Raw genomic sequence first — 13,644 nt, forward strand, 5'->3', positions numbered from 1 at the left:
CCTGTACTCTATAAAGAAAAACCATCAAGATCTGAGCTCTCTTCTACGTCACCACTGCGCTCAATTTCAGTATCAAGACGCATCTGTTCGTTCCAACGAGCTTCATCCCAGATCTCAAACTTATTTAAAAGACCAACCAACATGAGCTTCTTCCCAAGGTTGGCATAATTGCGCAAAGACGGGGCCAACAAAATGCGGCCATTTTTGTCCAATTGGTATTCTGTTGCATGACCTAAAAGCATGCGCTGCCATCGCCTAACACGAGGGTTCGTATTAGATAGCTTGTGTAAACGCGCTTCAATATCTTGCCACTCTGAGAGTGGGTATACCCACAAACAAGGTTCATTTATCGCAATGGTACAAATGACAGTGCCCATTTCTTCAGACAGCAGCGATTGGCGATACTTCATCGGTATCGAAAAACGCCCTTTGTCATCCAGACTGATTAGGTTTGCACCGCGGAACATCCCTAAGTCACCTCAATGAGTGAGAAATGTACATTTTGATCCAATTTGATCCACTTTAACCCACATTCTACCACAGTTGACAAGTCTAGGGCTTGACAAGCCTTTTTGTCAAGCTAGATAAGGAGGTTAACATCGGCTTAAATCCAGAAAAAATGAGGGTTTCAAAGAAGTTTTTGAAATGAGTGGGAAAAAATGGGAAGGCTTGAAAAGTAACCCCCTATAAATAAAAAATTTGCGCTCTTGTGAAATTAAACGAACAAAAAATACAGATTAAAAAACACACAACCTTGAGTGAAAACCACCTATTATCAATACATCAATTATGTAACCCAATACGAAGTTTGGTGATTTGAGAACACGCGGTTATCATATACATGTATTTACAAATTGAGATTTGATTATTCTTTATTCGACAATAAAACAACGCTTTTCTAGGTTGATGCTGTTACTGTCTTTGCCCGGTTTCACGCTGATACTGGCGTTATTATTTGCACAACGAGCAGACATCCTGCATATCAAAGAGCAGGATGCGATATTTTATGCCAATCAAATTACCACTCAACAGCGTGTAGAAATTAAAGAAGCGCAACTGCTACTCGGCCAACTTGCCGCAAACCACACATTGCTCTCATCATCGCAGCAGGCATGCCCTCAATTGCTCCATCACGCACAATTGCTCAATCAAGAATTTGCGAACTTTGGACTGGCCACACCCAGTGGTCGCGTTTTCTGTTCATTGTACCCGCTAAAAGCCCCCGTAAGTATCGCGGATAGAGCCTACTTCTTGCAGGCGATCAGAACGCGTGACTTTAGTATTGGTGAATATCAACTAGATCGCAGTGTACAGTCTGCAACCCTTAACTTCGCCCAACCAGTGTATCAAGATGATCAACTCAAAATGGTGATCTTCGCAGTACGACGGCTTGCACACTGGAGCGAGTCTTTGTCTCATTTACCATTGCCAAATGGGACTCGCGTGATGATTGCAGACCACTTTGCGCAAGTTGTCGCAGAGTATCCCTATTCAACAAAGCCATTAGGACGCGCGGTGAGCGAAGATTGGCCCGCTAATTTATCTCAAAAAGCCGTTATTCTAGAAGATCAAACTGGTCACCACCATGTTTACCTGCGTCAGCCACTACATCAACCCCAATCTGAGCTCAATATTTACTTTGATTTTCCGTTTGATGATGCCTTTCATGAGGTAAATAGACAATTTGGATTAATTCTGTTCGCGTTTTTCGTCGCCGTGTGCTTTTTGATATGGCTCGGGCGCCAACAACTTAGAAGTACATTGTTGCTGCCGTTAACTGATTTCAGTGATGCCATCGGTGCATTAACACAAGGTAAGGCGCTGAAACTAGACCAAAAAAACATGCCAAAAGAACTGGCCGATTTAGCATCACACTTTGAGCACATGGCCAATATCCGCATCCATACTGAGTATGAATTAAATCGTAAACATGCCGAGCTCAATACTCTCATCAACGCCTTACCAGATGACTTTTTACGTCTGGATAAGCACGCGAATATTCTTGACCAGCATGGGCATCGAGTGACAGGCCGAGCGGCATTACAGGATATCTTTCCAACTCATATCAATATCCGGATAAAAGCAGCCTTAGCCTTACTGCAAGAAAAGCCGATGACGATGTTTGAATATGCCCAAAAAGAAAAAAATCAAAGTAAAGTATATGAGATCCGTATTCTCAAAATAGCGCACATCGATGAGGCTATTTTGATCATGCGAGATATCAGCAAGAAAAAACAACAAGAAGAAGCACTGAATTTAGCGGCACTCACCTACAATAACAGCAGTGAGTGTATGGTGATCACTGATGCACAAGGGTATATACTCGACACAAACCCAGCGTTTACAAAAATCACGGGGTATGCTCAACATGAAGTTATTGGCAAAACGACCTCAATCTTAAGCTCGGGAAAATATGATCCCAGTTTCTATGAACAACTCTGGCGTTCCTTGCTATCTACAGGTAAATGGCAAGGTGAGATCATAAACAAGCGGAAAAATGGAGAGTTGTACACTGAATGGCTCACCATAGATACAGTATATGATGAGCATGGTGAAGCCTATCGCCGAGTCGGTATTTTTGCGGATATTACTGATAAAAAGCGTAAAGATGAACAACTGTGGCGTCAAAGTCATTTTGATGAGCTCACGGATTTGCCCAACAGGACAAGCTTAAAGAAACAGCTGAATACATTATATGGCCTGACAAATCATAATTTCGCAGTCTTACTGTTAGATATAGACCACTTTAAAGATATTAATGATACGTTAGGACATTATTATGGCGATCTTTTGCTCGCACAAATTGCACAGAGACTGAAAAAAGCCACAGAGTCCGTTGCGCGTCTAACGCGGATTGGTGGCGACGAATTTGTCCTCGTTTTTGATCACTGTAAAACCCAAGAGCAAGCAATTGAACTAGCAGAGAAAGTACTTTCTACTATTAAAGCACCTTTCACACTTGCGGACGAAACCAGCCATATCGCGGCCAGTATAGGGATCGCATTGGCCCCCCGTGACGGCAAAAACACTGAACAGCTGTTAAAGGCTGCAGATCAAGCGATGTATAAAGCCAAACAACTTGGCAGAAACGGATTTGCCTTGTTCAGTTCTGAGCTACGTGAACAAGCCGAACAACGCATCTTATTGCTCAAAGATATGCGCCAAGCTCTGTATGCAAATCAGTTTGTCATGTATTTCCAGCCAATTGTTACCATGCAAACCATGGCAATCACAAAAGCGGAAGCATTAATTCGTTGGCAGCACCCGACGAAGGGGATCATCAGCCCAGCGGAGTTTATCCCATTGGCTGAAGAGACCCAGTTAATTCATCAGCTGGGTGAATTTGCATTCACTCAAGCGGTCGATGTACTTAAACAAACACAACACTTGAATAATAAACTACAATTGAGCATCAATGTGTCACCAGTACAATTTAGTGCCAAACACACCACATTGTTAGCGTGGCAAAGCCAACTAGCCAAACACCAGTTGACACCTGATATGCTGGTATTAGAGATCACTGAAGGGCTCATGATGCAAGGCGAAGGACGCAGCCAGAAAAGACTGACAAAACTCATTCAGCAAGGGTTTGCCATTGCACTTGATGACTTTGGTACCGGCTATTCATCGCTTGCCTACTTAAAGCAAATGGATACTGAGTTTATTAAGATCGACAAGCGCTTCGTTGATGGTATTGAGCACAATGAAGACGATTTAGTACTTTGTGAGACAATGATTTTGATGGCACATCAATTGGGCTTAAAAGTCATTGCAGAAGGCATTGAAACAGCCACCCAACACGAATTGCTTAAACAGGCGGGATGTGATTTTGGGCAAGGCTATTACTACAGCAAGCCTTTACCAATCGCAACATTTATCGATCATGTACAATCGCAAGAAAACCCCGCGTAAAACGAAAAAAGCCATTCTATTGAATGGCTTTGGTTGTTTGGATTGAACAGCTTCTAGTTACTCGTTAACACCCAATGCAGCCATCATCTTGTTAGCAATGTCTACGTGGTGTTGCAACGTCGAGAATTGTTTTGTTACGCCTTCTGGACCGAATGCATACACTGGTACTGGCGCCGCTGTATGGGTACCCGTTCCCCAAACCACATTTTGTTGCGTCGCAACAACGCGCGCAATCTTACCTGTAAAATCTTCTGTGCCGTAGACATAGAAATCAGAAAAGTCTTCAAAGTGCGGTAAAGGGTGACCATCGTCATTTGTTTCATGAGACTCATGAATTGTAGCGGCTTGCTCAAGCGTTACTGTATATGGCGTATGCTTGGTAATGGCCGTTTGCCACTGCTCTGCGCTACTATTGGCAAAGTTGTAACTGCCATCTACATCACCCATGATGTCGTAGAACGTACCTTCTTGATTGTACAGCGTATCGAGTAGACTTAACGCACCAAAGTTAAATTTTGGTTTATACAGTGAATCACCCATACCATTACCAGGCAGCGCCACTGCCTCTGGCGTGTTATGGTTTGAGTAGCTGAAACCAAAGCTGCCAGTTTCGTGATCAGCAGTCACGACAACCAAAGTATCATTGCGATCTTTCACCCACTCATGGACAGCTTCAACGGCTTCATCAAACTTAAGCAATTCGTTTAGCATCCAGCCGGCATCATTTGCATGTCCAGCCCAATCAATTTGACCACCTTCAATCATCAAAAAGAAACCATCCTCATCTTTCGCTAGGATATCCAAGGCTTTGACGGTCATTTCTTTTAGTGAAGGTTGTGTACAACTATCGTCTTGCTGGCACTTTCTGTACGCAATGCCATCGTCCATACCAGAATTAGCGAACAAACCGAGTAATTTGTCACCTTCAACATCCATCAACTGTGCTTTATCAAACGCCAATGCATAACCATGCTGATCCTTAGCTTCTAACACTAGGTTGTCGTTATCGCTACGCTTAGATTTTTTATAGACGCTACTTGGCATACCAAGCGCTGCAAGTTCCTGCTGTACCGATTCATTGGACGCAACATCTTGTGGTAAAAAGACACGTGCGCCCCCAGATAACATCACATCGACATTTCCTGAAGAAATTAATTCAGCGGCAATTTTATCCTCATAAGAACGGTGCGGCTGGTGTGATGCAAACGCCGCTGGGGTTGCGTGAGTGATACGCGTATCCGATACTAAACCGGTCGCCTTACCCATCGCTTTAGCTTTCTCTAGAATAGTCGCAACTTTGTTACCCTGAGTATCGAGCCCGATCATTTCAGAACCAGCGGAAATACCCGTCGCTAGCTGAGTCGCAGAACAAGCCGAGTCTGTTACTAGGCTACCAGACGGACCATGAGGGGCATTCAATGACAATCCTAAATGGCCCGCATTCGCGAACTTTGATAGTGCAGTTTGGTTGTTTTTATCTTTATATACTGAGTTTGGTGCACGTTGCGCATACTCTTCAAGTAAACCAACTTGCTGAGGTCCCATACCATCACCAATCATCAAAATCACATTCTTCACCGAAGTGACTGGCGTTGGAGGTACTTCTTTCACGACCTCTTTTACTACTTCAACTTCTTTAATGACTTCGACGGTTTGTGTGTCGTCATCGTTGCAACCGGAGAGCAAAGCGGCAGATACTGCGAGCGCAAGAAATTTAATTTTCATTTGAATGTTCCTAAAACGTAATCAATTGTGAGCACGCGCAAGTGTACGTACAAAAAATGACTTTTTTATTTCAGGAACATTGCATGGTGGTTACATTTTTATTCTTACATTATTGTATTAAAAGGAATTATATTACATAAGTTGTATGGCCTTTTGTACTCGCGCTGATTGCCACCAGCATATCAATTAAATTTACATCGCATCGAGTGAATACTGCTTAATAAACTGGGGCCATGTTAATCGGTATGGATTACGCTCATTCATAACAGTCCGCGTATCTCATTTTAATAAGAGTCGTTTTCAATGATAACGTGCACATGCGATTTAATATAAGGTCAAACTTATATTGTGCATACCATAAAACACACTAAGCATGTAAAGCATCGAGTAAGTGCCGAATGGCATATAAATAGGGTGTTAGCGATCTCCATAAAAGATCGACTCGTGACTAAAAGTACACAGCCAAGCAGTTTAAAACCTCACGTGCTTGAACTAGATAAAAGCCACGACACCTTGTGGTATCGCGGCTTTAAACTTTTTATGCAGGAATAAGCTTATTCAAACTCAATGGTAACAATCTGCTTGAGACTATACCCCTCGTTGTTGTCGTAAACGACATAGCTAAACGAATCGCTGGCACCGTTAGCACTGCCATTTGGTGTATAGGTAAATTCGCCAGAATACTCATTGATGACCACCTCTCCGTAAACCGGCGCATCTGCAAGCCCAAATGTAACGCCTGTACCACCAGGTAGCTTACCTACAAAAGATGTATACTCAGTCGTCGTAAATGTCACATCAAAACCATGCTCCACTTCGGCGGCACCTACAATAGAGCCGTTGTATCTATCAATGGCCTTGTTTTTATGGGCTTCCTGTTCGAAGTCATAATAGATTAATAGGTCTTGTTCACAGCCCAACACCATGTCATCTTTACACACATTGAGCTCATCCTCAGACAAAGCGCGCGTCCATATCGCGACATCGTCAATGTGACCTTTAAATGTGTTTGAGGTCGTATTGGTATGGCTATATGCTCCTATACGAAGTGGTTTATGGTTGCTCAAGTTACGTTTATTACCTAAGCCACTGCCATTTCCACCAACTTCGCTACCATTCACATACAACCTAATCTTGCCACCTTCCCAGTTAGCTACTACCGCAACATGATACCAACGACCCGTTTTAAACGTGCCTGCTGTGAAGGTTTTTTTACCATCATTAACTGCGTCATGGTGATACTGCAAATTATTTGAGCTGTTAATGCTTAAGCTCCAGCCTTTGTAACCTGCGTTCGCTGAGATTTTTTTCGCGAAAATATTGCGGTTTGTACCATTGGATCCTGGCTCTAAATAAATCCAAGCCGAGGCTGTAAAGTTGTCACCAGCAAAGTCTATCGAACCGTCACTTGCATCAGCAATCTCGATATAATCTCCATTGCCATCAAGTGTTAAGTAGGTGTCATGCTTTTCAATATCAGGGCTATTCACCAGCGTCATCGTGCTTTGACCCACCAGATCTGCTACCTGATCATTAACCACAGTATCGAAGCTGTAATAAGACACGAGTCTTGAATCAGTTAACGAGGCACTTAATGCACGATGCGCCGCAATCGTCTGTTGCGATAGCGCTTGGTTCCAAATACGGATCTCATCAAGTTGACCATTTAACTTCTTGCTTACACCATCATTGCCGGACCCCCACACAAAATACACATTACTTGAGTCAGCAGCATCAACTTCAGAGATGATCAATTTACCATCTAAATACACAGATAACTGTTGTGTCGGTTGATCATAGCTGATGGCATAGTGTTGCCATTGACCAACAGTGATCGTTTCTGTCGATTTAAACGTGGTGTTGGTTGCTTTGATACGTAAACGGCCGTCAGTTAATACTCTGATTGCAGCCTTTGAGGTACTTTCTCCTTGTGTGAAGGTAATTAAGTTTGAATTATCATCTGGGTTCAATGCATTTACTTTAACCCACGCTTCTATTGTGTACGAACTGTTCGGATCAAAGCCCGCATCCATAGTTTGAACCATGCTCTGATCAGTGCCATCAAACACAATAGATTGACCGAAGCCATTCATGATAGACAAATCTTTATGGAATGGACTTTCTACATAAGCCCACTCAGAACACACAGGATTACCAAAGTCTGTGCCATCATAAGGGGTGACACAAAACGCTACATAGTTATCAATGTCGTCTAATGCCAAGGTATATGATTGGTAAACCTCACCGTCAATGGCTTGTGCATCGGTATCATTACCAGTTGCAGAGCGATACCATTGGAAACGCGTCGCCTCTTCAATGTCGCCATCAGGATCTGAATAAACATAAGTCGCAGATACACCGGACTTACCAATAAAATCACCCGTTACAGTGACATCCGATGCCACCGGCGCATTATTTTTGTATGACAATACCGGCTCGCCACACACGCCGTTAGTATTACACAGGTCAAACGATAGGTGCGTTGTATACGAATTTTGAGCCAGTGTGACTTCCGTTTCACCGCCAAAATCCGTATCTGAGAACTCAAACACCCACTCGCTATCCATTAATGGACCATATGAGCCTTTTTCGTACTGAATGCCTTGCTTGCCCATGAAGTAAGCTTGCGCGTCAGTACACACAGCTTCTTGCACGTTATATGAGAACTCTAAGAACTTAAATGGCATTTTATACGACGCTTTCATCTTACTGTTGTTCACAAACTTAGACTGAACATCCACTGTTAATGTCGCGTCGATCATGCCATCGTTATTAACGTCATGCGCTAGCTCTGGCGTGAATACAATGTCATCTTCTGGGTCAAAATAAATTTCTGTGCCATCTTCTAGCACTAAAATTGCTGAGGGCTCAACATTCAACTCAAAGTCTTGAAATAAATCTAATGTGATACTCACAAAAGTATCTAAGGTGCTGAACTTATAACTACGATATAAATCTTCACCCACTGGGGCATAAAAATCATCAATACACTGCTCAGAAGTGCCTTCAACCGCTTCCATTCCCGCTTTGGCATGCCATTTGGTCCAATTTGAACCCCAATAAACCTCTTCAGACACCCAATCTATTAAATCATGCCCCGCAAGGAAGCGTAATTTATCTACCTCTAAATTAACCGCTTTCTCAATGGCTTTTCTGGCGCTGTTTGCGACATCAGCAGCTAACGTATCGCGGGTTAGATTTTTGATATACAGCGCAATCTCTTCGTCTGTCGTTTCAGCGCGAACAAAAGAGGTGATCGATGCCAATGGATCTGAGTGATCTGTGCTGATGATTTCAAATCCATCGGTCGCACCAAGGTGAGCATAAACAACATCTACAAGATAGTCGCCGTTAACCATACTGGTGTCGAACGTGAGGTTTGAACTAACTTGTCTTGCATGCGCAATTGTCGTTGCTAGCGATAACTCATAGTGATGCTCTGCAATGAGCGTAGCAATTTCGTCATCCGTCAGCTCACGCGTTAAATCGTAAACTTCCACACCCGCGTCCAACTTGTAACAATCGGCACGATTTAAAGCATTGGCACAGTTGTCACCATAAACCCCTGATGACTCTGAGCCCACACTTTTCTCATATGACCCATAGTCAATTTTGGTTGTGTCGTTCAAATTTGGGAATACTTCGGACTCAAAGCTCATGAAGAAATCTTCAACAATTAACTCGGCTGAGATTTGTACACCAGGTGAAGACGCCATAAAGTTAGAATGTGGGTCCACTTTAAATTGTGTGGTTAAGTTAACCGGTTGACCCACTTGAATTTCATCTGGGTATTTTAAGTCCATTGAAAGCGGAATATCCGCTTCAACCCAACCACCAAAAACATCAAGACCACCCACATAATGAATTTTACCACCAGACTGTACTCTAAATGCAGGCCATGTTGCCGCGCCAGTATCTTCATCAGGCAGCGTCCAAGTCATTTTAGTTTCAGTGGATGCCCAATCAGGTGAACTCATACCCAATAATTCAAGCACGGTATTGTTACCCCAATAACTGCCCTCACCACTTGCATCCCCTGTAAAACTAATTGTCATGGCTTCCATGTCTAATACATCAACGTTAATGTTTGCTACATCCGTTGTATTGTATTGGTCATAAACAATAACTTCTAAGGTATACGTTGCGGTGTTCTCATAGTCTAATCGAGAAATGTCTGGGCTGATGCTCAATACACCCGATTGTGCATCTAATACTAAGTCACCATCAGTGTTGCCACTTAAGATTTGGAAAGTAACAAAGTCGCCGACATCATTCGGGTCGGCCAAAATAGTGCCAATCTCAGTACCGCTTGCAGAGGCTTCACTCACTGTGAAAGATTGCGCTTCAATGGTGGGCGCATTGTTAACGGCAATACTCACACCGTCTTGCACTAACATGGTTGCAGCGCCTGCTGTAAACACTTTATAAGTGATATTATCGATAACTTGCGTTGTGCCTGAATCAACCCATTGGTTGTTCGCCGCACCAATGTAGTCATCATCATCACCTAAAATGCGCAAGTTTGAGTTGCTGCTGACACTTTTATTCAGTGTGATTGAGTTTGCACCTGAGCCTCGAATATCAAACACTTCAACGTTACGAACGCGAGATGCTTGCGCTGCGAGATTTAGGTTAATGCCCGCACCTTCAAAGATTAACGTATCGGTATTACCGCCCCCATCGATACGGGTAAACGTATTGTCAGAAATATAAACGGTATCTTCACCAGGACCTGCATACACCGCATCAGATCCCCCATTGGTGCGAATAACATCATCACCGGTTCCAGTTGCAATATTATCTGCCGTTGCTGCACCTGCGATTGTATCATCACCCACAGTGCCCCAAAGTGTCACTAAATTACCATCGCCGTTTAATACATACACAGCACCCGTGTTGCTTAAATTGTTTTTATCAGCAGAAGGCGTACCAAATTGAATATCTTTGATGCCATCGCCATTGATGTCACCGGCGCTGGCGATGAACTGACCTAACTGCTCGCCACCGTTACCTTCAGAATAAAAACCTTGTTTTGTCTCAATGATTTCGCTTAGGTAAACAGGATCTGTACCTGCACGCCCATACACGGCATACACACGACCTTTATTGTCTTCTGCAAACGGGTCGCCAATAATGATGTCGTCAAAGCCATCACCATTTAAGTCGCCAGCCCCACCTATGGAGCCCAAAATAACCTGCAAGTCACTGTGAGCAATATTGGACGCATCGTTATGAATAACAAAACCGCCGTTGCCTTGTGCAACATCCGCTAAATTAATTTCATCGGCAACATTTACCCCACCAAATAAGATATACGCACGCGGGTGGTCAATGGCAGCGCAACACCCTGTATCAGTGAGCAATAACGCAATATCGTCAACACCATCAGCATTCACGTCACCAACGTGAGAGGTGGTAAATGAAGGCAGTGTATTTAAACTTGCACGGCCAAAGTTAAACCCATAGTTACCGCTGGCTTCAGGGATGATTTTAATGCCATTGCCACTCGATTTGATGCTGTTGTACTTAATTGATTCACCACCGATACGGCCATACGTCACATAACTGGTACCAGACGTATCAACATATAAACCGTGGCTCACGATAAAATCCGTTAAGCCGTCACTGTTAAAATCACCGGTTGGTAATACTTGCGCACCGTAGTGCCAGCCACTGAATAACCTTCTGCTTGGGCGAGTGATCGCAAAACCTTGCGTGTTGTAGTCTGTCGCAACATTGGCTAACTGAACCACGTTATTGTCTTTTTTACCGTAAACAACATAGGCTAAGTTCGGGTCTGCTGTGCCATCTTCTAGCAAGTCCCTTAATTCAAATGAACCAGTCCCAGCTAAAAAACGCGTAACCGTTTCGCCGATAACAATATCACCAAGGCCGTCACCATTCACATCGCCGACAACTAACGTACCACCAGCATAGTCTTCAGTGTAAGCACCATGAATAGCAAACCCGTCATCACTGCCTCCCTCGTTCATATCAGACAGTGGCACATAATTGGTGTCTGTTTTACCAAAGACAACGTAGGTTGACCCTGAGTTCTCACCATTTGTACCTGCATAAGGTGCACCGACCACAACGTCTGACAAACCGTCACCATTGATATCAACGCCACCTGCAACCGCAAAACCTGCGTTATCACCAGATGCAGCTCCCATGATCCCAAAACCTTGCGTGCCTTCCCTCACCTCCGTTAACGACGGGAATGTGCCAGTTTCATCGCTGAAGAGCACATACGCAGCACCATTGTCTTCCAATATCAGAGAGCCATCATTACGGCGTACATCTGCTTGAGGCGAGCCGACGATAATATCGTCAAAACCGTCGCCGTTCACATCCCCTGCTGGTGCAACAGCCCAACCTGTCCAATCAGCGGCTTCCAAGCCATCGATGGATTGTGCATTGTTGTTCAGGGAGTCATTAATGTCGTTTACGTTAATAGTAACTGTCGAATCATACGTATTGCCTGCCCCATCTTTCACGCGAACCGTTAATACATACTGATTATTGCCCAACTCAAAGTCTAATTGTGTTTGGTCCGCAACTTTAATGTCACCTTTGATTGTATCAATTGAGAACACACCCGCGTCATTTCCGGACACGATTTCATAGCTATAATGTTCTAATGGTATATCCCAACGACCAGCCTCAAAGATTTGATAATGCAGTTCAAACTCACCAAAGCGATTTGGTACCACACTTTCATTATCGCCATGCAAATACCCCAGCAGCATCATAGGCGCAACGAAATTGAATCGTACCGCCGCATCAACGATGTCTTTGTCGATCCCGACCGCTTGAACAAATACAACTGGGTTGTTATAAGATTTAGAAAAAGTGATAGAAAATGGCGCATCACTGCCTGAATCAGAGACTTTAATGACGCCCGTTTCACCCACAACTGCAAAACTCTCAGTAAATAATAAGCCTGAGCCTTGCAGTGCAAACACATTGATGTTTTCAGCCATATGGGCGTCATCATCAATGTTATCAACGTGCACTTTTACACGCTTTGCTGAGATTTCATCAATCGCCACACCACTTTGAGATGTGCCATTGTAGGACGCTAAGGAGGCTAAAATCGTTGGGGTTTCTGTGATCGGCGCACTAAATGCGTGACCATGCACTTGATGCGTCACCACTGTGCCCGTGCTCGAAACTTCAAATGGTTTGTTGTTCCAAAGTGCAGAGATGGGCTCAGCAAATGCTATCCAACCAAGCGTTTCGCCCTCGCCAGTGTTGGTAAAGCTTTGGATAACACTAGTACCTTTTTTATCGAGCTCCGACTCAAGTACGGCCTCAAACCCTTGCGCACTGACATTGTCTAAACGATGGCGCATCAACAATCTATTATTGTTTTTGCTCGTTAAGCCAGCATATGAATAGGTATTGACCTCATACTCTACGGTGTAATCACTATTGGATTGGATCTGACCAAAAACAATCGGTGCTTGGGTGAAGGACGATGAAAATGAAACGGGCTCAAACGCTTCACCATTTGTTACCCAGTTTTTGATGTCCGTTTTACCGACTTCTAAACGCACCGTTTTATCTGATACGCCATCAACAAAACTTACTTTGCCAATGGTGGTGTTCGATTTTGTATTTTCATCAACATGAATTGTTAAAGGTGCAATGACTGCCTGAGCAAAATTAGGAGCGCTCACCCCCAAAGTCAGTAATGCAAAGCACAGCTTGGTCCGCATCATAATCTTAATACCCCCTATTAATTGACTGATACAGTTCAATTTAGGGTTTATGACATGCAAATGTGCCAAAAATATGGAGCGAATTAAAACATGTTTGAAACATCATTATTCTAGATATCACAACACTCCAATACACTGAAGAACTCAGTGCGTATTGTCCTAATAATGATGTAGTGCACCTAAGCATATAGGCGTTTGACAATAGTAACGCGGTAAGCACACCAGCAACGATGAACACCTGGTGTCGAATGGTTTAACACGTGTCATTTCAAAAGCGATTTAG

Annotated in this window: 4 protein-coding genes; 1 reads left to right on the forward strand and 3 read right to left on the reverse strand. The window is 43.5% G+C overall.

The window, feature by feature from the left end:
• Nucleotides 1–8: 8 nt before the first annotated feature.
• Nucleotides 9–467 carry a division/cell wall cluster transcriptional repressor MraZ gene (gene mraZ / locus L1286_RS08255; protein ID WP_235406425.1) on the reverse strand — a complete coding sequence of 153 codons (459 nt, stop codon included), beginning with the start codon at nt 465–467 and terminating at the stop codon, nt 9–11.
• Nucleotides 468–861: 394 nt separating this feature from the next.
• Here mraZ and L1286_RS08260 point away from each other — a divergent pair, with 394 nt between their 5' ends.
• A complete protein-coding gene (locus L1286_RS08260) occupies nt 862–3,912 on the forward strand; it encodes a bifunctional diguanylate cyclase/phosphodiesterase (RefSeq protein ID WP_235406426.1) in 3,051 nt (1,016 codons plus the stop codon).
• A 57-nt stretch (nt 3,913–3,969) separates the two neighbouring features.
• On the opposite strand, the gene L1286_RS08265 is transcribed toward L1286_RS08260, so the two are convergent.
• Both L1286_RS08265 and L1286_RS08270 read right to left on the reverse strand, forming a co-directional pair.
• Complete coding sequence (locus L1286_RS08265) at nt 3,970–5,637, reverse strand: alkaline phosphatase (RefSeq protein ID WP_235406427.1); 1,668 nt, start codon at nt 5,635–5,637, stop codon at nt 3,970–3,972.
• A gap of 554 nt (nt 5,638–6,191) precedes the next feature.
• Nucleotides 6,192–13,361 (reverse strand): LamG-like jellyroll fold domain-containing protein, encoded by a 7,170-nt coding sequence (locus L1286_RS08270; RefSeq protein ID WP_235406428.1) that lies wholly within the window; start codon nt 13,359–13,361, stop codon nt 6,192–6,194.
• Nucleotides 13,362–13,644 lie beyond the last annotated feature (283 nt).

This window comes from Pseudoalteromonas sp. SMS1 (assembly GCF_021530565.1).
Taxonomy (GTDB): domain Bacteria; phylum Pseudomonadota; class Gammaproteobacteria; order Enterobacterales; family Alteromonadaceae; genus Pseudoalteromonas.